At 58.1% G+C, this 21,876-nt stretch carries 15 protein-coding genes and 1 pseudogene; 6 read left to right on the top strand and 10 right to left on the bottom strand.

The window, feature by feature from the left end:
- Window positions 1-9: 9 nt before the first annotated feature.
- The 3 genes from secG to ACQ7C1_RS29250 form a co-directional block, all read right to left on the bottom strand.
- A complete protein-coding gene (gene secG / locus ACQ7C1_RS29260; RefSeq protein ID WP_430960822.1) occupies window positions 10-543 on the bottom strand; it encodes a preprotein translocase subunit SecG in 534 nt (177 codons plus the stop codon).
- 118 nt (window positions 544-661) lie between these two features.
- On the bottom strand, window positions 662-1,432 hold the full coding sequence (gene tpiA / locus ACQ7C1_RS29255) for a triose-phosphate isomerase (RefSeq protein ID WP_085778226.1): 771 nt from the start codon (window positions 1,430-1,432) through the stop codon (window positions 662-664).
- Between the two features lie 127 nt (window positions 1,433-1,559).
- Window positions 1,560-2,459 (bottom strand): alpha/beta hydrolase, encoded by a 900-nt coding sequence (locus ACQ7C1_RS29250; RefSeq protein ID WP_430960821.1) that lies wholly within the window; start codon window positions 2,457-2,459, stop codon window positions 1,560-1,562.
- A 220-nt stretch (window positions 2,460-2,679) separates the two neighbouring features.
- On the opposite strand from ACQ7C1_RS29250, the gene parE reads away from it, so the two are divergent.
- The 3 genes from parE (at window position 2,680) to ACQ7C1_RS29235 (ending at window position 8,126) form a co-directional block, all read left to right on the top strand.
- Window positions 2,680-4,752: a DNA topoisomerase IV subunit B gene (gene parE, locus ACQ7C1_RS29245; RefSeq protein WP_085780072.1), complete on the top strand. Its 2,073-nt coding sequence runs from the start codon at window positions 2,680-2,682 to the stop codon at window positions 4,750-4,752.
- Window positions 4,753-5,359: 607 nt separating this feature from the next.
- Complete coding sequence (locus tag ACQ7C1_RS29240) at window positions 5,360-7,816, top strand: hypothetical protein (RefSeq protein WP_430960820.1); 2,457 nt, start codon at window positions 5,360-5,362, stop codon at window positions 7,814-7,816.
- Window positions 7,797-8,126 carry a hypothetical protein gene (locus ACQ7C1_RS29235; RefSeq protein WP_430960819.1) on the top strand — a complete coding sequence of 110 codons (330 nt, stop codon included), beginning with the start codon at window positions 7,797-7,799 and terminating at the stop codon, window positions 8,124-8,126. The genes ACQ7C1_RS29240 and ACQ7C1_RS29235 overlap by 20 nt, the downstream gene beginning before the upstream one ends.
- Here ACQ7C1_RS29235 and ACQ7C1_RS29230 read toward each other — a convergent pair.
- Both ACQ7C1_RS29230 and ACQ7C1_RS29225 read right to left on the bottom strand, forming a co-directional pair.
- Entirely contained in the window at window positions 8,092-9,090 is a 999-nt protein-coding gene (locus tag ACQ7C1_RS29230) for a hypothetical protein (protein ID WP_430960818.1), read from the bottom strand. The two genes, ACQ7C1_RS29235 and ACQ7C1_RS29230, sit on opposite strands and share 35 nt — an antisense overlap.
- 478 nt (window positions 9,091-9,568) lie before the next feature.
- Window positions 9,569-10,351: a hypothetical protein gene (locus tag ACQ7C1_RS29225; protein ID WP_430960817.1), complete on the bottom strand. Its 783-nt coding sequence runs from the start codon at window positions 10,349-10,351 to the stop codon at window positions 9,569-9,571.
- Window positions 10,352-10,781: 430 nt separating this feature from the next.
- Between ACQ7C1_RS29225 and ACQ7C1_RS29220 the strand changes: the two genes are divergently transcribed.
- The gene (locus ACQ7C1_RS29220; protein WP_430960816.1) at window positions 10,782-11,246 is read left to right on the top strand and encodes a hypothetical protein; all 465 of its coding nucleotides are present in this window, start codon (window positions 10,782-10,784) and stop codon (window positions 11,244-11,246) included.
- Here the strand turns inward: ACQ7C1_RS29220 and ACQ7C1_RS29215 are convergent.
- The 3 genes and pseudogenes from ACQ7C1_RS29215 to ACQ7C1_RS29205 form a co-directional block, all read right to left on the bottom strand.
- On the bottom strand, window positions 11,243-12,052 hold the full coding sequence (locus tag ACQ7C1_RS29215) for an IS1595 family transposase (RefSeq protein ID WP_430960815.1): 810 nt from the start codon (window positions 12,050-12,052) through the stop codon (window positions 11,243-11,245). The genes ACQ7C1_RS29220 and ACQ7C1_RS29215 overlap by 4 nt on opposite strands.
- 69 nt (window positions 12,053-12,121) lie before the next feature.
- Window positions 12,122-12,253: pseudogene (locus ACQ7C1_RS29210) on the bottom strand (transposase); the annotation flags it as partial.
- Window positions 12,254-12,534: 281 nt separating this feature from the next.
- Complete coding sequence (locus ACQ7C1_RS29205; protein ID WP_430960814.1) at window positions 12,535-12,909, bottom strand: DUF4440 domain-containing protein; 375 nt, start codon at window positions 12,907-12,909, stop codon at window positions 12,535-12,537.
- A 606-nt stretch (window positions 12,910-13,515) separates the two neighbouring features.
- On the opposite strand from ACQ7C1_RS29205, the gene ACQ7C1_RS29200 reads away from it, so the two are divergent.
- Window positions 13,516-16,086 carry an AAA family ATPase gene (locus tag ACQ7C1_RS29200; RefSeq protein ID WP_430960813.1) on the top strand — a complete coding sequence of 857 codons (2,571 nt, stop codon included), beginning with the start codon at window positions 13,516-13,518 and terminating at the stop codon, window positions 16,084-16,086.
- Between the two features lie 97 nt (window positions 16,087-16,183).
- Here the strand turns inward: ACQ7C1_RS29200 and ACQ7C1_RS29195 are convergent, their stop codons facing one another.
- Together ACQ7C1_RS29195 and ACQ7C1_RS29190 are read right to left on the bottom strand one after the other, a co-directional pair.
- On the bottom strand, window positions 16,184-19,651 hold the full coding sequence (locus ACQ7C1_RS29195) for an AAA family ATPase (RefSeq protein WP_430960812.1): 3,468 nt from the start codon (window positions 19,649-19,651) through the stop codon (window positions 16,184-16,186).
- Between the two features lie 3 nt (window positions 19,652-19,654).
- Window positions 19,655-20,881: a metallophosphoesterase family protein gene (locus tag ACQ7C1_RS29190; protein WP_430960811.1), complete on the bottom strand. Its 1,227-nt coding sequence runs from the start codon at window positions 20,879-20,881 to the stop codon at window positions 19,655-19,657.
- A 177-nt stretch (window positions 20,882-21,058) separates the two neighbouring features.
- Between ACQ7C1_RS29190 and ACQ7C1_RS29185 the strand changes: the two genes are divergently transcribed.
- On the top strand, window positions 21,059-21,876 hold an 818-nt coding region (locus tag ACQ7C1_RS29185; RefSeq protein ID WP_430960810.1), incomplete at its 3' end, for a restriction endonuclease.

The following is a 21,876-nucleotide window of genomic DNA, read 5'->3' as shown; positions in this document are numbered from 1 at the left end:
AAGCCCGGTTTACTGTCCCGTCGGGACGCCGGAGGGCTGAGCCGGTGCCGGCGTGGCCGGGGCTGCGGGCGTTGCCGGCGCAGTCGTGGATGGGTCAGTTGCTGCCGGAGCAGTCGTCGAAGGAGCGGTGGCTGCCGGAGCCTCTGCTGCGGGAGCTTGCGCGGCCGGAGCCTGTTGTGCGGGCGCAGCCGCACCGCTGCTCGGAACGCCGTTGCCGGCCGGCTGGTTCGCCGGGGGCTGTGTGCCGCCGCCGAGCGAATCGAGAATGCCGTTGCCCTGGCCGCTCGTCGCGGGGATGCGGTTGAGGATGTCGCTCGGACGGCCCTCGTAGCGCGTCAATATGCCGAGACCGAGCGAGGTGAGGAAGAACAGGGTCGCCAGGATCGCGGTTGTGCGGGTCAGCGCATTGGCCGTGCCGCGGGCCGACATGAAGCCCGAACCGCCGCCGATGCCGAGGCCGCCGCCTTCCGAGCGCTGGATGAGCACGACGCCGACGAGGGCGAGCACGATCATGAGATGGATGACAATCAATACTGTCTGCATGGGTCCAGTCCTGCCCGCCTGGAGACGGACATAAGTAAGAATTCTGGCGGCTCTTTACATGAGGCTCTCGCCTATTCCAAGCCCTTCTGCCGGAATAAACCGACCTATGAACAACGCGTCAGGCGAGCAGCGCCTCATAGGCCCGGTAGATGGCGAGGAAGTCGGCGGCTTTCAAGCTCGCTCCACCGATCAGCGCGCCGTCGACGTTGGCGATGCCCAGCAGTTCCCCGGCATTGGCGGGTTTAACCGAGCCGCCATAGAGAAGCCGCATCTTGCGGCCTTCATCGCCGAAGCGAGAGACGAGCTCCGCACGCATGAAGGCATGCGCCTTTTCGACATCGCCTGATGTCGGCGTTACCCCGGTGCCGATCGCCCAGATCGGCTCGTACGCGATGACTGTGTTCTCGGCGGTTGCGGCATCGGGAACCGAGGCGGAAAGCTGGCGCTTGATGACGTCGAGTTCCTGCCCGGCCCGGCGCTCGGCCGCCGTCTCGCCGATGCAGATGATCGCTGTGAGCTCGGCGGCGAAAGCCGCTTCCGCCTTGGCGCGCACCAGATGGTCTGTCTCTGCATGGTCGGTGCGACGTTCGGAATGGCCGACGATCACATAGGTGCCGAAGCTATCGGCGATCATCTCGGCCGAGATGTCGCCGGTATGCGCGCCCGACGGCTTCTGGTGGCAGTCCTGCGCGCCGATCGCAAGCGGACTGTCGGTGCAGAGCGCGGTTGCTACGTAGAGCAGCGTCGTCGGCGGGCAGATCAGCGCCTCGACCTTGTCGGCGAGCGGCGGGCGAACGCCCTCGGCGATCGCCTTGATCTGATCGAGCGAGGCACGCGTGCCGTTCATTTTCCAGTTTCCCGCTACCAGCGGGCGCACGTCAGGTGTCATGCCGGCCTTCCAAAAACTTCATATCCCCGGCCGCATTATCAAAAGCTTGCGGCAAAGAAAAGCATCATGCCCCTGACGTAACGGGAATCTCCGCGATCTCGAGCATATTTCTGCCGGAAAACGCCCGTTAAGCCGCAAGGATCCAGTTCAAGACCCTGCGCCAGTCGATCATCCGGATCGGCGTTCCGTGATTGCCGGTCTGAAACAGCGTGAAGTGCGTCGGATATTTTGCCTTGTGCAGGCTTTCGAACAGCGCCTGCTGATCGGCGGCGGCATAGACCGGGTCGCGGCTGCCATGCGCGAACCAGAGCGGTAGTTTCGCCTTGTAAAACGCGCTCCTGGTGAAATCGGGATCGGTGACACCGCTCATGACGAGCATGCCCTTCAGCCGCTTGACGCTGTCGCCGTCACGCGCAATGCCCCAGCAAATCTGGCTGCCCATCGAGGCGCAGGAAAGGACGATGGGCCGGCCCGGTGATTGCGCGCTGGCATAACGGATCAGGCCTTCGATCGCGGCAACGCCGTTGCTGTCGAAACTCCTGACTGTCGGCGAATAATAGACGCCGCCATTACCGGCGACGAGGTTCTTCAGCCGGTTGAAATTGCCGCCGAAGCTGTAATCATTGGCCCCGAGTCGGCGGTCGCCATCGCGTCCGTGGATGAAAATCACCGTGAAGGCAGCATTCTGGGCTGGTCCCACCCTGGTGACATCGAGCCTGACGCCGTCGAGTGAGAGGGTTTCGTCCGCCTGGGCCTTGCGGATGGCGAGAGACACATATTTCTGCTGCGCCCGCTTCTCCGGGATCTGGTCGCGGTCGTTGATATCGCGCATCTCGTCGTAATCGATAACCTCGGAGGCGCCACCGTCGCTCGTCTGGAGCACAGTCTGCTTCGAAAACAGATCGTCCTTGAAAGGCGGCAGGGTGTCGGCCGCCCGCGCCGGTCCGCCGGCGGAAAGAACGGCTGCTGACAAGAAAAAGGCCGCAATTGCTGATATAACGGTATAATCACTTGTGGACATTCGCATGCGGATGGTTTCCTGAAGCCTGCCGCCGCTTGCCATTCCGCGCCCGGCAACGCAAATCATGTGTCAAAACCCCGCCAATCCGGCGGTGTCGCGTCTCGCGGCGCTTTCTGGCAGAATCTGCCTGATTCGCAAACGTGACATGAAATGCGGTGATTTTGGGTCGGCGGCGGATGCAAGCGCCAAGCCACGCCCAAGACAGGACGAAGATCTGAACGGCTCCATGGACGACAGCAACGACCTCTTTTCCGGACTGCCCCTTTCTGAAAAACGCGAGGAGGCGCAGAAGCCTGCGGCCGCGCCCGAGCGTGCGCCGGCGGCTGCACAGCCCGTCTCTCCCCGTCCCGCCTCCGTCGCCTCCAACGCGGATGATTACGGCGCCTCGTCGATCCGCGTTCTCGAGGGCCTCGAGCCGGTGCGCATGCGCCCGGGCATGTATATCGGCGGCACCGACGAAAAGGCGCTGCATCACCTCTTCGCCGAAGTCATCGACAATGCGATGGACGAAGCGGTCGCCGGACACGCCAATTTCATCGAAGTGCATCTCGATTTGCAGGGTTATCTGACCGTCACCGACAACGGCCGCGGTATTCCGGTCGAGAACCATCCGCAGGTCCCGGGCAAGTCGACGCTCGAAGTCATCATGACCAAACTGCATGCCGGCGGCAAATTCGACGGCAAGGCCTACGAGACCTCGGGCGGCCTGCACGGCGTCGGCGTCTCGGTCGTCAATGCCCTCTCCGACTTCCTCGAAGTCGAGGTGGCGCGCAACCGCAAGCTCTACCGCCAGCGCTTTTCCCGCGGCCTGCCGCAAGGCGGGCTCGAAGAACTGGGCGACGTCCACAATCGACGCGGCACGCGCGTGCGCTTCCATCCCGACCCCCAGATCTTTGGGGAGCACATGAAGTTCGAAGCCGCCCGCGTCTTTCGCATGGCGCGCTCCAAGGCCTACCTCTTCGGCGGCGTCGAGATCCGCTGGAGCTGCGAGCCTGGCGTACTGCCCGAAGGGTCTGAGGTGCCCGACAAGGCGACATTCCATTTCCCCGGCGGTCTCAAGGACTATCTCCAGGCGACGATGGGAAAGGAATTCACCGTCACCCGCGAAATCTTCGCCGGCAAGACCGAGAAGGCCAGCGGCCACGGTTCGATGGAATGGGCGATCACCTGGTATGGAGGCGATCCGCAGGTGCATTCCTACTGCAACACCATCCCGACCCCCGAAGGCGGCACGCATGAGGCAGGCCTGCGCATCGCACTGACTAAGGGCCTGAAGGCCTATGCCGAGCTGACGCAGAACAAGCGCGCTGCCCAGATCACCACCGACGACGTGATGATCTCGGCCGTCGGCATGCTGTCGGTCTTCATCCGCGAGCCGGAATTCGTCGGCCAGACCAAGGACAAGCTTGCGACGGTCGAGGCCCAGCGCATCGTCGAGAACGCGCTGCGCGATCCCTTCGACCACTATCTTGCCGACAATCCGAACGAGGCGGCCAAGCTGCTCGACTGGGTGATCGAGCGCGCCGAGGAGCGCCTGCGCCGGCGCAAGGAAAAGGAAGTCAACCGCAAGACGGCGGTGCGCAAGCTGCGCCTGCCCGGCAAGCTCGCCGATTGCTCTCAGAATACCGCAGAGGGCGCCGAACTCTTCATCGTCGAGGGCGATTCGGCGGGCGGTTCAGCCAAGCAGGCGCGCAACCGCGCCAATCAGGCGATCCTTCCGCTGCGCGGCAAGATCCTCAACGTCGCCAGCGCCGGCCGCGAGAAGTTCGGCGCCAACCAGCAGCTCGCCGATCTCATCCAGGCGCTCGGCTGCGGCACGCGCTCGAAATACCGTCAGGAAGATCTGCGCTACGAGCGCATCATCGTCATGACCGATGCCGATGTCGACGGCGCTCACATTGCCTCGCTGCTCATCACCTTCTTTTATCAGGAAATGCCGGAATTGGTGCGTGGCGGTCATCTCTTCCTCGCCGTGCCGCCGCTCTACAAGATCACCCAAGGAGCGAAATCCGCCTATGCCCGCGACGACAATCATCGCGCCGAGCTGATGCAGACGGAATTCAAGGGCAAGGCCAAGGTCGAGATCAGCCGTTTCAAAGGTCTCGGCGAAATGATGCCAGCCCAGCTCAAGGAAACCACCATGGACCCAGCCAAGCGCACCCTGCTCCGGGTGCTGATCGACGAGGTGGACTTCGAAGGCACCCGCAGCGCCGTCGACGATCTGATGGGCACCAAGCCGGAGGCCCGCTTCCGCTTCATCCAGGAGCGTGCCGCCTTCGCCGAAAACCTTGATATTTAATTGCGAAATCCAAGCTAGTTTTGGCCAAATACTCTTGAAATTGGCCATTCTTGAAGCCGAAACTGGCCAACTGCATAAAACACAATTCCAGGCATCGCAGAGTGCCTGGAATTGTGCATTGAAGGCGAGCCGAGGTTCTCGGCTGTCAGTGGTGGCAACAAGTGCAAAACTCGCGAGGTTCATCATCCGCGCACGTTGTTCATGCGAAGTTCGAGGTTCCCTGTTCAGATCTGTCAGGATACGGCTGGTGTCGCGAAAGGTAAGTGATGCCACAGTTCGTATTTCCCGTGGCCAAGTTGTGGCACCTTAAGCAGCCGAGTGTTTTCCCCTTGATCGGAGGCTATTCTTTCCAAGAGAACGAATCAGTACGCCGAAGGCCTAACTTTTCGATGGTCAACAACGGCATAGTGGACGCGATGCCGATCAACAGGAAAGAGCCTTCTGCCTATCGCGATGTAGGCCGCCTCCACGCGTGCCAGACCGGTGCCCGGGGTGGAGGATAGGGCATTCGCGCTGCGTATTATTGTGGGGATTAGCCGGGCTCGGAACTTGACGTAGGAGTGCAACGCAGCGTCTTCTGCCCGGATACGTCGGAGAGAGCATCACCGTGGCCACGCCTGCAGAAATCGTCGAGGCTCACAAGTCCATTCGTCTGGACGACGCGAGTGAGTCTGACACACGGCTGAAAGTCATAAACGACATCCTCTACGATGTTCTAGGGTGGACACATTCGGATGTTCATACTGAAGAGCGTGTATCCGAAGATGGCTCGACAACCTGGGCAGACTACGTTCTCAGAACCGGAATGACGGCCATTGTCATCGAAGCCAAGAAGGTCGGAGTCCCTTTTTCTGAGGTGCCGGACGCTCGCCGCGCAAATCTGCGTGGGAAGCTTGTCACGGGCGAAACCGGAGCTGCGATCATTCAGGCTCGAGACTATGCGAGGAAGCTATCGATCCCTTTCGCCTGCGTGACCAACGGAGACAAGTGGATTGTCTTCCCCGCGACACGCGTTGATCAGGTGGCGTTCAGTGAGTCCTCGGCGATCATCTTCCCTAGCCTGAAGTCAGCACTCGAGACGGACTTCGCGGAATTCCACGATCTCCTTTCTCGCCAAGCGGTGATAAAGGGCAATCTGGAAAGCGAACTCCTGGGACGACTTGAAAATCAGATCGAGGACCGTCGCCTCAACCGCTTCTTCACGACGAGCTTTTCCAAAATCAGCCGGCACAGCCTCTTCCCACTCATAGAGGATGCAATCACCACAGCATTCAGCGAGGACATCGTTACAACTAGCACCGACTTGCTGGAAAAGTGCTACGTGCGCACCCCAGAGCGCATACGGTTTGATACCCGGATCGGGATGCATATTGCTCGTCGCGACAATGTGACCAATCGTGCCGCTTTTCGCCCATTGAAATCGGAGCAAGGGATCAAGGTTAGTGGGCTGATCGCGGAAGCGGCAACTCGCGCTCGTCCGATCGCAATCCTTGTGTTGGGGCAGGTCGGAGCCGGAAAAACGACCTTTCTCGAGTTTACGCGACGAGTGAGCTCCGATGATGTATTCGCGGTTGATAATGCGCGTCCCTACCCCCATTGGATGAGGATCGACTTCAAACCGTTCACGCGGGGTGAATCGCCGATCACATTCATCCTCGAACAGATAAAGCAATTGATCGCGGCGGATCCTTTCCTATCGAGTTATGATCGGTGCATTCAACACGCATACAAGACAGAGATTGATGCGCTTTTCCGAGGGCCGCTTTTCCTATTAGCCAACGATGAGGGCGAGAGAAAGCGGCGCGTCTCTGATCTCTTAATGACGGACTATACGGCGACCCGGCCGTACGTCGAAAAAATCATCCGCTATGCGGCTGAACGTGCGCCCGTTTTCGTAACGATCGACAACATCGACCAGGTCGAGAATGACGGTGATCAGGCTGCAGTCTTTGCAGATGCGATGGCGTTTGCACAGACAACGAAGATCAATTTGATCTGCTCTATGCGCGAGGCAACGTTTGTCAACAATCGGACGAACCCTCTGTTTGATGCATTTGACTTTGATCCGATCGTCATTGACCCACCAAACATCCAGGCTGTGCTTTCGAAACGTTTTTTCGTCGCGCGCCAGCTTCTTGAAGGACAGACAGGACGCTTTACAGCCGAAAACGGGGCCGAGGTTCAGGTCGCCAGCCTGTCTACCGTAATTGATCTGGTTCAGACCTCGGTACTGGGAACGGAACTCGGGAACCTCATCGAAGTCCTCGCCACGTCCGATATACGCCACGCCTTGAGAATGACGCGCGAGTTTCTTCAGTCGGGTTGGACAGCATCTGGGAAGGCACTGCGTATATACCAAACGACTGGAAAGTACGTGATGCCTCAACATGAAGCATTGCGTGCGATTATGCTTGGGAACCAGCAGGTGTACTACGAAGAGTTTTCGGTCATCGGAAACCCTTTCGACGCCAAGCTGGCAAAGACCGAAGCGCAGCTCATGCGCTTGTACATCCTCAGTGCGATCGTCGCGTTCAGTGCAAACCGGTCGTTCCGGTATCTCGAAGGGACAGAGATCCAAAGATGTCTTCGTGAACTGGGCTATGGGGACAATATCGCCCTCAAGGTTATCGAAGACCTTTGCAAGATGCGTTTCCTGCACACTGTCTCGCATTCACCGCCGTCTTTCGAAGCCAGCTTCATCGTCAGCCGTCTCGGAGGATACATAATCCGACATTTTATCGGGGACATGATGTTCCTCGAGAACGCGATGATGGACACGTTCATCTCGGATCGACAGACGTGGGACAGTCTGAAGGGATTGACTACTGCCATCTACGCGGAGCGCGATACCCTGAAGAGGATGTCGTTGAGGAAACGGCGCGTACAGGAGTTCTTCGACTACATGAAGCAACTCTATGAGCCACTCAAGAACGATAGCGTAAGACGAGGACTCCCAAAGGAGTGGTGCTCGAATCCCCTGGAAGAGATCGAGAGCGAATTTCAGCGGAGGCTGACTAGAGCGATGTCCTCTGCCCAGCGCAACTATGGCGAGGTACGCCCATAGCGGCACACTCTCGCTTGCGTCGACTTTCGTCGTTCCGGAAAAGACCAAGAGGGGAGCGTTCAGTCCACAGGCGCTGACAGGCTTCTATAGATCGCTGTCTGAACCAATTGCGCTGATCGACGTCCTTAGCGTCGGCGACAGCCGTTTCCCAGTCCGCTATCGAGTTCGCAATGGTAAGCAGGACTGCGACGGTTCAGCCACCGTCACCACGGTGACGCGCGGTGGGCGCGACTTCATCCACGCGATCCGTGCGGAGAACGGCTGCGAATCGGCGGTCACCGTTGCGAGCTGGAATGCGGTACCCAGATGACGAGATCCTGAGGATTATACTCGGCAAAAATCTTCAGTCTGGGATCTTCATGGGGCGTTGCCCGGAGACGCTCCAGGACGGGTTGCGGCAACGCTCGACCGTTCGACAGGTCAAAGCTGACATTCGGGACATCGCCATCGATGCCGAAATCCATGGCATGAGATCGCCAATCCATCCATACGTCCCGTGATGCAGCAATGAAGTAATGCATATGACGGATCGCCACCACGCCATCAACGTTCGGAAAGGTTAGAGCCTGGCCGTCCGGACGCTTTGCGAACGAGTTCGGCGTGAGTAGCCCGGTGCCCTGGTTCACGAGGGTCGAGATCGGTTCGTAGATGTGATCGTCCCACACGATCACCAGCAGGCTCGCGGTATTGGGATCAACGCGAAACCCCGCAAACTTCCTCTCGGCATCTCTGAGGAAGTCCAGGATTGGATTGTCGCGTGGGAGTGTCACCCCGCCTTCGGCAGAAGCTCCTGCCAATTCGCGCGACAATCCACCGCGGTAAGGCAACTGCGTCCGGTTGTGTGCCCGATTCCGGATGTGTTGCAACAGCGATGGCGTCTTGACCTCGACAACGAGCCTGCCCGTAGGTGTAGTCACGAGAAGTTCCGGCCGCGGGCCGCCAGCTATCGCCGATGGTTCATGCTCGAATGTCGTCCCCATGGGCCATGACGCGGAGACGATACGCTCGATCACGAGTATCTCGCTAAGCTTCTGCAAGAGCTGCTCGTAGTGCGGTTCGTGACGGTCCCGGCCGCCAATGGAGGATAGTTCGCGCAGCAGGTCCGTTCCGATATCGGGCGCGGCACGGTCGATGCTCGCACAAGCCCGCAGGATGCTGGCTGCGAACAGATGGTGAGGAACTGTGATGAATTGATGCTGGAACCAATGGAATCCAGTCTTCATCATCGTTTCCATGGATAGTTCAACTAGGCGGTCGTATTCGTCTTCTGTCACAGATCATCCCTCCCCAGGCAGAAGTCCATTTAGGAGATGGCAAAGGCTCGCGCAGTTCGTTCGTGACGGCTGGGCGTGAACGCGGCACATATGAGGCTCGCCGATTTTCGCACGCGTGCCCTACTTCAAAATATCGGAGTCCATGGCCCGCAGCAGGCACTCCTCGCAGCTATTCTGGAATAGGGTCGTTCTGTAATAGCGGCTGTATTCGTCAATGGATCGACGACCCGCATTCACCTCCTCATGCGTTACGGGATCCTCAGGAGGTACCTTTGTGGCCAATGCCATGCGGTAGAGAGCTGCCGGGAACGACAACACTGAGGTTCCGTTCTCCATGTAGAACCCACCCGTGTCGACGGGATTCCCATGTAGGTAGTCGTTCCGGAGCTTGTAGAGGCGGTGATATAGCAGTTCGGCGAGGGTATGATCTTCCGGCGCCTTCCTTCCGGTTTTAATCGGGTAGACGACCTCTTCGAGCTTACCGCGACGCCACTCGATCTCGCTTGAGGACTTTTGCCTCGTCGGCGCGCTCGCTGCCGCCTGGATGAACAAGGATTTCGAACGCGCTGACCCAGAGCGCGATCACCCGACCCCAGTCGAATAGCGTCTCCACGATGCTTGTGGTTGGAACCTGCATGGCGGCGGTCGCCATGTTCAGCGACCTCAGGATTGAACGTGGCTCCCATTCATCCTGTTCGTCGATGAACTGCCGTTCCCACAACCTGTAGAGTCCTTTGAACAGACCCTCATGAACGTGGCCGTTATCGATCCGGTGGATAGGGACAGCGGGCGAAGCAAGACCGCGGAAGTCCTTCAAACGGTGAATCGCGGACAACGCAGGCGTTATAGCGTGTAGCCTATCCTCGCGATCGGAAATCATCCAAGGATAATTGTCGAACGAGCTCGAATAAAACGGGCCGCGGTTGTTATGGGAAAGGACGCTGACCACGCGAACGTCAAGAACGACAGAGGCGACTACGATGTCTCTGAAGCTGGCGATCGCATGCGAAAGCGGCTTGCCCTCGTATTCACTGCTGATCACGATCAAGCTCGGCCGTATGGCTTCGCCGTGGCTTCCGGTGAAACTATCAAGGAATCCTTTCAGGTGCTGATTTGTCTCGATGCAAGTTCGGTAGCGGGAATCGGTTGAACCGATGAGCGCGATGTGCGCACCACCGAGCCTTGTCGTGTGGACATCGACGCTCGGAAGAACGGCGATAGGCCGCCACGTAACCGCAGTTATCGCTTCTGTCTTGCTCATCGCAATACCTTTGACTGCACAACCAGAGAGAGGCAAAGCGCGAGTCTTCGAATACTGTCAATGGCCGACCATTGATCAGGGTTGTTGGTTCCGGTACCCGGATCGCGGACGTCCCTGTCACCGTATGGCATCGCCTTGCCGTCAAGGGCGCATGCTCCGACCCAGGCGCAAACCACCGCGTCAAGGGTATCCCTCGGGGCCTTTAGCTCGTAGCCACGGACATTCGGCAGCGGGAGCGGCAGCGCGTCGCTGACGCCTTCGATTTCGCCATTTGCAGCTCAATGATGCGCGTCCAAGTCAGCAGCAAATTCGCTCGACGGTTCTGTGGGACTGACATTGGGCCAGTATTTTCCGGCATTATGGAGCAAGTGCCACAAGATTCCGATGAAGTCTGATGCTATCTCCTGAGGGTACCTCGGGAGTGTTGCGTATGGTGGAACTCAAAGACGAATTGAAAGCGAAGTTGGTCGAGATCGACGGCAAGATGGAAGAGCTGCGGCGCGAGATCGTCGTCCTCGCAGCTCAGAAATCCGCATTCGAGACGGTGATCAGGGTTTACGATCCCGGTTTCGAACTGGCTGCGCCGCCTTCGAAGGCACGCCGCGCCTCGTCCCGAGAAACGGCGAGCGGTCGCGTCACCGAACTTCTCAAGGGCAAGAACAACCGTCACATCGTGCTCGACATCCTGCGCCGCTTAGGAAAGCCGACGACAACGGCTGAAATCGCCGAGCGGTTCGCGAGCGAGGCCGACCTTGGGAGCGAAGCAGTACGGGTGGAATCCGCCCTTACGAGCAGGTTCTCCGCAACGCTGAACGGTTTGGTGAAGCAGGGACTGGTTCGACAGGCAGGCACCGCGGAGGATGGCCGTCGCCACCTCTGGGAGATCAGCCGCTAGTCTGGCGGTTCGCCTTGGAGCCAAACCTGGTCAAGGATGTTCTGGGCAGCACATTGCCAATACCCGCAGAGGTTTCGCGACGTAGGCCTTGAGGTGATCGTCCGAAGGAGATCGGCGAACTGCCAGCGCAGGCCCATGTAGCGCGTGTCCTCCTTCCACGACAGCATCGCCATGTACCAGTCGAGGTATTTCGTCGAGAAGCGGTGGTTGATGCCCTTGTAAGCCTTTTCGACACGGCTGAAGAAGCTTTCGATCACGTTCGAGTTCGTACCGTCGTCCTCCTGGTATTGAAGGCTGTGGTTCACGCGGGTCAACTGGACAAGACCGATGAGATCATCGTACGCCTTGTGCTCGTCAGCGATGAGGAGCGCCTTCGGATCGACATGCTTGGCGACGGCCGCCCAGGCATCCTTGCCGTTCTCGTCCATGATCACCCGCGTGAGAGTGCGGTTCGGAGCGTGTCGGTTCGCCTCCCTCAGCGCCAGGACGCACATGCGCTTGCCGTTCTGGTTCTCTTTCTTCCGCCCGTCCTTTCGCTCTTCCTTCTTGTTGGCCTTGCGGAGGACGCCGCCGACGTACTTCCCGTCAATCTGCACGATGCCTTGAAGCTTAACCGTTTTTCGGCGGAGGCCGACGGCCTCACGGAGCTTCTGCAACAGGACATAAGCGGTCTTGTACTGGACGTTGAGCTTGCGGCTCAGATGGAGCACCGCCATGCCCTTGGCGGTCGTGATCTCCTCCCAGATCGCCATGATGATCTTCTTGAACGATAGTTTCCGGTTGGCGAAGACAGTCCCGGATGTCACCGAGAACTCGGCGCGGCATTCCGGCTCCGAGCATCGGAAGCGTCGCCGCCGGATGTTATATGGCTCCAGGCATCCGCAGCGCGGGCAATACGGATTGCCACCGTTGTCGGCCCAGCGGAAGTCGACGAAGAGACCGTAGGCGTCGTCCTCGGTGAGAGACCAGACCTTTTCTGGATCGAGATCGCGGCCATCCGGGCGCAGTAGCGGATGCTGTCCGAATCCGTCTTTCGGGTCAGGCCAGGCGCAACGGTCGTATTTCGAACCTCCGGTCTCCAGCGGAGAAGGGGTCGTAGGTGTTCGGCCTCAGGATGGCGGTTGGCTTTTGCAACATGTTCAGAATTCCGTTCGATACGCGAGACATAAGCGGACAGCTCCGTCGCGAGAGACGGAAGCAAAGGGGTCAGCGCTCTATTCGTATCGATCTGAACATGCAGGACCCATACCAGGCCCTCAACCGAGAGTCGAGTCATCTAAGGCGGCGTTTACGACCTGACCGTACCTTGATGGAAGAACATCTGCCACTTGAGCCCGTCATACTTCCAGACGGAGCTTCGCAGCACACAGCGCTTTGACCCATCCAGATACGAGCGCTCCGTCTCATAGGTCAGAAGCACAGCGTCGTTCGAGATAGGCTTCAGGGCGTAGTTCGCTGTTCGAAGGTCGCCTTCATCGGTACCACTCTCCTGCGCGAGAAGATCGATGATGGCTGTTCGGTCGTATACGCTCCCAGATGCTCCGAATTCCACAAACCCATCGGCGAGCAACGTTTCGACGGCTTCCCTGGAACGCCTTATCTCTGGGCGGTGAAGGGCTTCTTCGAGAGACTGGATTTCCTCAAGGCTCGGAACGCTGGTCAATGCTGGCACCTCGTTAGGGATACCGTTTGAATGTACCTGTGATCTCACCTTATGCAACCGTCGTCCCTGCGGTTCGCCGGTTTGTGGCACTTGCTCCATAATGCCGGTATTTTCGAGCCTTGGATTGCTTGTGTGGCAGCCCACGAGCGGCGGCAGCGACTAGATAAGTGCCGGATGCGGGTAGCCGAAAGGCTGCCACCTTGAGCGCCATAGCTCACCTTGTTTGCCCCTACGCACCGATAGCCGTCCAGTATGCAAGCCCGGCGCCTTGCGTTGGGAAGATGTCGAGCCAGTCGTGATCCCGCGCCCTTGGCTCTTCAGGCACCAGAAAAGGCCGAGGCCGAGATCGATCGGATCATGGCCAGGGACGACACAACTGCCTGGACGAATTGAGGTGCCTGACCTTTTTCAGCCCGCTTCCACAATTTCCACGCTCGCTTCACGCCTTGCAATTTTACTTTACCGCGAATCTGCATATCGTCTCACAATCATCAATGAAGTGGCCGTGAGGGCGTGTTGGCGAAGACTCTCTTGGAATGGTCAAGCGACCAGGATCGTTGGACACGTGACAGCTTGAGGCGTGTCGCCGCCGCATCGGACTACGCCGTGAGCGACGATGATCTGGTGGCAATCAGAAAGAATGTCATCGCCGCAGCCCGATCGAGCGAGGAGTTGGTCGAAGGCGAATGCCTCGATGGAGGCCATCTGGGAATATCTTCAAACGAAACGCGTCGTACCGCGATCCTCCAGTTGGGTCCGGTCGAGAACATCGATCGCCTCGCCCCAAATCAACAGCTTCGTTTCGCGCCCGCTGGGATCACTCTCGTGTACGGCGAAAACGGGAGCGGCAAAAGCGGCTACACCCGTATCGCGAAAAGGCTATGCCGGAGCCTTGCGGCTGAAGATCTGCGAGGCAACGTGTTCGCCGAAAGCGGCAATGCTCGGAAGGTGACGGTGCGCTACCGAGTGGGAGATGACGAGCCCATAGTCTTGGAGTGGGATCCGCAGACTGCTTCTCCAGGAGTGCTGCAACAGATTTCCGTTTTCGACAGCGGCAATGCCCGCCTTTACGTTGATAATAAGAACAGGGTTGCGTATCTTCCCAAAGAGATTGCGATCCTCGAGCATCATGGCGAGATCTGCCAGCGTCTCTCGCAAGGATTCGCGATGGACGAAAAGACGTCCATCACACGAATCTCGGTGCCTTTTTCCACTGGCTACTCGCCCGGAAGCTCCGTGAGCGCGATGCTCGCTCGGCTTGATCCCACTACGACTGACCTGCCGAAGTCCGACGAATTGAACACCCTCGCCGAGTTGTCGGATACGGAACGGGGCGAGCTCGTGGATCTTGAGCGCGAGTTGGCAACAGACCAGGTGGCAATGGCAGCCGCTCGGCGGCGGATGGTCGCGCTGCTAGGAAGGATCGACGAAGTCCTTGTAGGTCTCGAAGAGGCATTGTCCAATGAATTTCAGGTCAAGCTTGCCGCCGCCAGAGCAGCCTGCATTGAGGCGGATAAAGCGGTTCGGTTGTCAGCAACGGAGAGGTTCGCCAACGAGCCGTTCAAGAACACTGGGACAGATGCGTGGCAAATCCTCTTCGAGGCTGCGAGAGCGTTCGCCGTGTCCTCCGGCGAGCAATCGGATGAGGGCCTTCCTGCAGTCGAAGGTGATCTCTGCCTTCTCTGCCAGGAACCGCTTAGTGAGGCGGGCGCATCGAGGATTGGTCGTTTCAACGACTTCATCAGCAGCGAGGCGTCGCGCTTGGCGCAGGAGACGAGGAAGCAGCTTGAGGAATTGCTTGGAGCCTTGAGAAACCTAGCGATTCCTTCCGATCACGTCATTTCCGAGAACTTTGCCACCTATGCAGAACTCGACGGAGCCCGCGCAGGCGTGGCGGCGCGTCTCGTTGATGCCGTGCGCGACCTGGGAACGCGTCGGGACGCACTGGCGTCGGGTGTTGCCGAGATACCGGCACTTCATGATCTTTCGGAGCTTTTGGGGATTGTCCGTAACGATTACCGTCAGCTTGAGGCCGAAGCGGAAGATCTGACACAATCGGCAACCCATGCCATGAGGCTGGACGAGAAGCGCGCGCGACTGGCAGATCTGCGTGACCGGACCACGTTCGCAGCCAATCTTCCATCGATGCTACAGCGCCGCGATGACCTATCAGCACTGCAGTGCATTCGGCGTTGCCTGCAGCTCGTGAACACGCGTGCGGTTTCCACTCAGATTACTGCTCTCCGAAAGGAACTGGTGACTGCCGAATTCAACAAGCGTATCCAGAGCGAGATCGAAGTTCTTGATCTTCAGCACATACCCTTCCAGCTCCAGGAAACGAGCTCGGGCGGTCAGAACCTCTTCTCGATCGGCCTAAAGGGCGTCAAGCACGTCAAGAATAATCAGATTCTGTCGGAAGGCGAACAACGAGCCCTCGCCCTGGCATGCTTCCTCGCCGAAATCGGGGACGACCGCGAGAAGTACGGAATGATCATCGACGATCCGGTGTCGTCTCTCGATCACATACGGATGCGTCGAGTTGCCAGGCGCTTGGTTGCCGAGGCAGCGAAAGGTCGACAGGTAGTCCTCTTCACGCACAACATTGTATTCTTCAACGAGATCGTTTCCGAGGCCGCCAGGGTCGGCGAACGGACTCCGCTTGTTAAGACTGTCATTCGAAAGACGGACGCTGCCGGATTTGGCGTCATTGAGGAAGACAGGGAGCCTTGGATCGCCGACCTGAACGTTCGAATCGCCGACCTCAGACAGCGCGCGAAGGCGAATGCAGCTTTGACGGACTACGATACCGATAGTTATCGCAGATTGGTCAAGGACTTCTATTCGGATCTTCGGGAAACTTGGGAACGTGCTGTCGAGGAGCTTGTCTTAAACAGGACGGTGGTCCGTTTCGTTCCCGATGTGATGACTCAACGGCTTAGGGAAGTAGGGGTCGACGACAACGATTATAAAACGATCTTCCATGCGATGAAGCAGGTCTCAGAGCGCTCAGGTCATGACATGTCCTACGGACGTGACATACCGGCGCCAAGGCCGAACGACATGGCCGACGATCTCAAGCTGCTCGAAGAATTCTGCGCCTCCTATAAGACGAAAAAGAAGCTCCTGGCCGCTTCAAGGGAAAAGCTTGAGGCTCCCGTCAAGGCACTCCTAGAATGAACGCCAGTTCCGAGAAGCCTGCGTCGATATCAAGATCTCTGGTAGGCGATCTCGATGCGTTGTTGCAGATCAACTGCAACGTTGTTGGTCCTACAGATCAATAGCCTGACGCGGCAGCGACGCGCTCGAATCTGATGATATCAACGTCACGTCCCAGTAGCTCGGATGCGATTTCGACGACCTTGCCCTCGTGTGTGAACAGGATTGGCTGGAACGCCTCCCCTCCTGATGCCAGAGTTCGCAATCCGGAAGCCTTGCGCTCGTCATCGAACGACTGAAAAACATCGTCTGTTATGAAAGGCAGTGGCTCGTTGCGGCTGCAGAAGTCCTCGATGAAGGCCAACCGGAAGGCGAGGTAAAGCTGATCTGCGGATCCTTCGCTCAGCGCTTTCGTCGGGAGCCGCTCGCCGTCGGCTCGTTCTGCCTTGAGCCTTATCGCATCCTGATCGTCGAATTCCTGCACCAACCGAACGAAGGAGCCGTTCGTCAAGGTGGAGAAGTACTCGCTTGCGCGCGCGAGCAGCGGATCCGCCTGTGACTCTCTATAGCGTTCCAAAGAGGTGGATAGCAGTTTCGAGGCGAGCCTCAGAACAGCCCACTGACGGGCCAGATCCTTTGTCTCTTGTTCTGCAGATGCCTTGTCGAAAGCAGCCTGCTCCGCGCTCATTCCTGTTTCAAGCGACTCTTTTGTCGATGCCAGTTCAGCGAGTCTTCCCTTGAGCTTGCCGAACATGTCGAACTGTTGAGTATCCTCGGCCACCAGCGCCTCGATCTCCAAATCGGCGGCGACGCGCTCGAAGTCGTTCAGTTTCACCCGGATGTCTTGTTCGCTGATGCCTCTCGAATGAAGCGACAGCCTCCGCCGACTGTCGTCGAGCTTCTCGACCACGGCACGACGCCTTCCGAGACGCTCGAGAAGTGTCTTGCCGTCCATCTCCAAATTCAGGCGAGCCAACTGAGCCGCTACATCCTGACTGATCGACTTGCGTTCTTCGGCTATCTGGTGAAGCTCACCGGATACTCGCTCCCGGGAGGCAGCGAGATGTCGGTCACGATCCTCGGCGGATTGTGCGTCGGTCATTCGCTTATGGAGGATATCAACAGCGAGCAGCGGAGCAAGTCTGGAAAGATCGTCGCCGATCGATTTGCATACTCTCAACAGCTTCTCCTCGAATTGCTCGATGTTGCGTGTCATGCCGTCCACCCGACGCTGCCTGTTCTGTCTTTCGGCATAGCAGCGTGGGATTTCTTTCCAGACTTGGATTGCCGCTTCCGCCATCTCCAGGGTTGGAGCATTATCGAGCCCGAAAGCAACGCATGTTTCAGCGAATTGGGATTGCCACTCATCAACTTTCGTAGCCAAGGCAGCAATCTTGCGCTCACCGTCAGCAATGTCCCTCTCGAGTGTCTCCTGCCGGGCGCGCACCATACGCCTCTCATCCCATGCCTTCGCCAGTTCGGCCAGCTTTGCCTCCACTAGCCTGACATTCGACGAAATCGGACCGGCAAGCGTGGCATTGAGCCCGATAGCGGTTGCGATGCTCGCGAGTTCAGATGTGACTTGGAGATTCCGGCTTTGAAGAATGCGAAGCTGATCTTCCAAGTCCCGGGCGCTCTCCCGCCTCTTGGCGATGGCATCGATGCTGCGGAGCCATTTGCCCATCAGATCGATATCGAGAACAGGAATTCCTGCATGATCGAAAAGTCGCGAAAACGCGGCCAGTACACCATCCTGGTGATCCCGTGCGACATCGAGTTCAAGCTCTCCGGCACCAATGGCACTATCGATTCGTGCCAACCTGAGCGTTAGCTCCGAGTGGTGGGCGGTTCGCTCAGCTTGCGAAAGTGCACCGTCCGACAGCTTGTCCGCCTCGCGAACGAGCCTGGGCAATGCATCGTCCCAGAGCTTGCCGGTTTGAAGTCCCACAATGGCCTCATCACGAACAGCCCGCGCCTCTTCGATCATCGAACGCGTAATGAGGTGCCGATCATCTTCGAGGTCCGAGATGAGCTGTGTTACGTCCTCACGCTCCACGCGCCGCTCTGCCTGCTTTTCCCGGGCACGTTTCAGACGGTCGAAAGCTGCAACAAGATTCGGGCGATGTTTCTCCAACTCAACTTCGTCAGGAAGAGGAAGCTTGAGAACGCTTTCGATATCCTCGACCGGAGGAGCCAGGCGAGCCTTCGCCTCGCCAATATCCTGGTATGCCCTTGCTAGCGCGGTGTCGATCTCGTCAATCCGTTCCATCGATCGGATATCTGGCTGGAGGGCATCAAGGCGTTCCTGCAGAGCCCTGACATCCTGAAGCGTACCGACGTTTTCGGTTCGCTGCATGCGGGTGAACTCCGACCTCTGGTCTTCCAGGCGCTGCCGCAGGCTCGTCTCGACGCGTTTCAGCTCGTTGCCATCGCGGATAAGACCGTTGAGACGATTGATTTGAGCATCGGTTGGCTGCGACTGGATGAGTGTTTCGACCGAACCCCTGTGACCCGCTCTTCGACCGAGACCGGCAAGCTCAAGATCGAAATCCGCCACCTCTGCGCGGACTCTCGCGAAATCGGCCTTCGCTTGAGAATACGCCACTTTTTCCGTGAGGAGTTCGTGGATTAAGTCGCGCTGCTTCAAAACGGCAGGATCGAGCTGCAGTGCCTCAAACTCGCCCCGAATGCGCTCGCTCGTCTCGAGGGAGGCAGCCTGTCGTGTGGCAAGTTGCTGGAGCCGCTCCAGTTGTTTTTCAAGCTGTTGCTCGATTTCCTTCGGAACTGCAGCGATCTCGTCAAATTCCGCCAGTCCGGCCAACTCGACATCGACATCGGTCAGAAGCGGTTCCAGCGTCCGTAGGTTCTGTAGAAGATCAAGACGCGTTTTCGTTCGTAGACGGGCATGCGCCAGCTCTTCCAACTGGTGCTCGACCTCACGGATTTCATCAGAAAGGCGCTTCCAGTCGGGCGAACGGAGTTCATGAACCTTCTCGGACTGCCGCGCAGCCTCGTGACGATCGAGCGCCTGATAGAAGGCCCGGTCCTTCGACTTTCGCTGAGAGAAGATCGCGTCAGCCTCACCGTCCAAGCTCTTACGCAACTGAGTGAGCCCCGTTAGTCCGGACGCGGCCGAGAACAGGAGGCGGCCGATTTCGCCATCGCCTGTCGCCATCTCCTCGCCCCCTTGACGGAGTCTGGTGGAATCCATTCCGAACGCCTTTTCAAAGACTGACCGGTTCACCCCGCCGATAAAGGGAGAAAGAATATCATCCGCGAGAGCTGTCTCTTGTTCCGAGTTGGAGACCAACGTAGCTTTGCGGCCTTTCCTGCGCCGGAAATCTATCGATCCTCCGTCGCGTCGGGTCAGGCTCGCGCCAACTCTGAGAATAGAGGGCTCGAACTTGTGCAGTCCTGCGACCTCGTTCTGAAAGCCGAACAAGAGGTCGGATAGGGCACGCAGCATGGTGGACTTGCCCGCCTCGTTCGGCCCGTAAACGATGTGCAACTTGGCATCCGGCCGAAATGGGATGGATCGGTCCGAAAGTGATCCGTAGCGGAGAAGATCAAGCCTATCGAAGCGCATGGTTCAGCCCGCTACCGCCATGCGTGCCAGAAGCAGTTCCCGGGCCTCTTTCAGCAGTTCCAGATTGGTCGCCCCAAGCGGACTGTCGTTGGCGGCGAGTCCCCCTGGCATTTTCGGCAAGATTTCCTTCAATATCTCATCGACATGGATGGCGTCATCCCCATGAGCCTCTAGCGCTTTGAGAAGTTCAACTCCCGCAAAGGAGTTCTCAGCGGCGGCCAGCGTTGGGACGAGCCGCAACTCTAGTTTTTCGATCCAGATGTCACTATAGGCCCGCTGACAGGCAGCCAGCACCTCGTCATGCCATTGCGCTCGATCACGCGCCAAGTCGTCATAGAACGCACAGGTCCCAGAAATCTGGATGCGTGCGGCAACTGGCTTGCCGTCGAACTCCGCTAACATCCGGGTCGCTTCTTCCTCGATCCGCTTCAATACATCCACATCGAGGTCTCGCTCGCTGATTTCGATGCCGATTGAGATGAATCGGGCACTGTCCACGATAAGGCGATCAACGGTCGCAATGCCATCATCAACAGTGACAAGCACTGCACCCTTTGCGCCTTGCTCCCGGATGCTTCGACCTTGGAGATTACCCGGGAAGACAGCCAGAGGATCGGAAGCAATTATCTCAAATTCATGGACATGACCCAGCGCCCAATAATCGTAAGCGCGCGAGCGCATATCGTCGATCGAGCACGGCGCATAGGCTTCATGGCCTTCGCGCCCCGTCATCGAGGTATGCAGAACCCCTATGTTAAACCAGCCTGCGATTGCCGAAGGATAGCCGATGGCTAGATTTTCGTATGCCGCCCGGTCTGAAAAACCCTGTCCATGGAGAGCAATCTTCTTTTCCTCGATGAGGAAGGTAGCGGGCTTGCTCGTTGTAAATTCGTGCACGTTGGCGGGCAGCCTGATCGTCTTGGTAATCACGCTGGCAGCATCGTGGTTTCCACGTAGCAGGTAGACTGGAATTCCCGCCCGCTGCAGCCGCCCCATTTCGCGGTTGAAGAACAGACCAACCTTGTTGTCCTTCCAGTCCCCGTCATAGACGTCTCCTGCAATAACCACGAAGTCGACGGCGAGTTCGACCGCACGGCTGACCAGCAGCGTTAAAGCCTGCCTGGTCGCCCTCGAGAAGAGCGCAGCGAGCTGTTCATCCTTTACCGAGAGGCCTCGGAAAGGGCTCCCTAGATGAAGGTCAGCGGCATGAATGAATCTGAACCAGGTCACGTCTCTTCTCTGTGTGGTGCTTCATGCTCTACTTTAACGCGTCCATTCTCCGCGGGTAGCCAAATAGAAGCGTTCTCCACATGGTTTCGATGGTAGTGGGGCCCGCAGAGTTAGCTATTCCGAAAGCAGAACCGACTACTAATCCGCGCATCCGCTGAAACTTTGCCGCTGGTTGCCATGTCTCTCCGTCCTACTGCAGAAATCAGAAAGCCGACTAACGGCGATCGATTCGAAATTCAATGTCGCGAGCTCTTCGCTCTGCACTACAAGCACCCAGAAATGAAAATCAGTCCTCCGAGCAAGCAGTTCGGCGTCGATATCTTCGGCTATCGGGATGGGGATTTGGACAGGCCCATTGGCATCCAGTGCAAGGCCACAGCCAATCTGACGGAGCGAAAAATTCGCGAAGAATTCAGAAAGGTTCTCCAATTCGATATTCGCCTCACTCAATGGGTCGTCGCTACGACCTCGGACAGCAGAAGCGCCTTTCAGAGCCTTGCACGTGCATTGACTGAGGAGTCGAGTCCGGATCCGAGACGTCGGATTGAAGTCATCATACACGACTGGCGCGAGATGCAGCTTCTGATCGTCGCCAATCCAACCTGTCTCGATTGGTTTGATCCTCTTTTCTCGCCATTCCTCGCTGAGCTTAAGGAAGGCATCTTTACGCGCCTAGATCGTATCGAGGCTCGCTTGGGCCGACATCTCTCACATGATAAACCTGTACCGTTTGAGCCGAACGATACGTTGTTCTCCTCTCTCGTGCCTATTGGCCTAAGCGGCAAGCCGGAATCTATTCCAGTCGTTTTTGATCAACATGCGTTTTTCTACGCACACCTTTTCCCGGTAGCGCCTACGAAATCCATTGGCCCTACGGCAATCTCGAACCACATCGGCGGCGCGTATTACGAAGCTCCGCCCTCAGGTCACGAGGCTTGGCCCGTGAGGGGAATCGGAGACTACACTCTAATCGCAAGGAATAGTCCCAGGAGCTC

Source organism: Rhizobium sp. Nf11,1 (genome assembly GCF_050587665.1).
In the GTDB taxonomy this organism is placed as follows: Bacteria; Pseudomonadota; Alphaproteobacteria; order Rhizobiales; family Rhizobiaceae; genus Rhizobium.
This window is presented reverse-complemented; position numbering and strand designations above follow the sequence as displayed.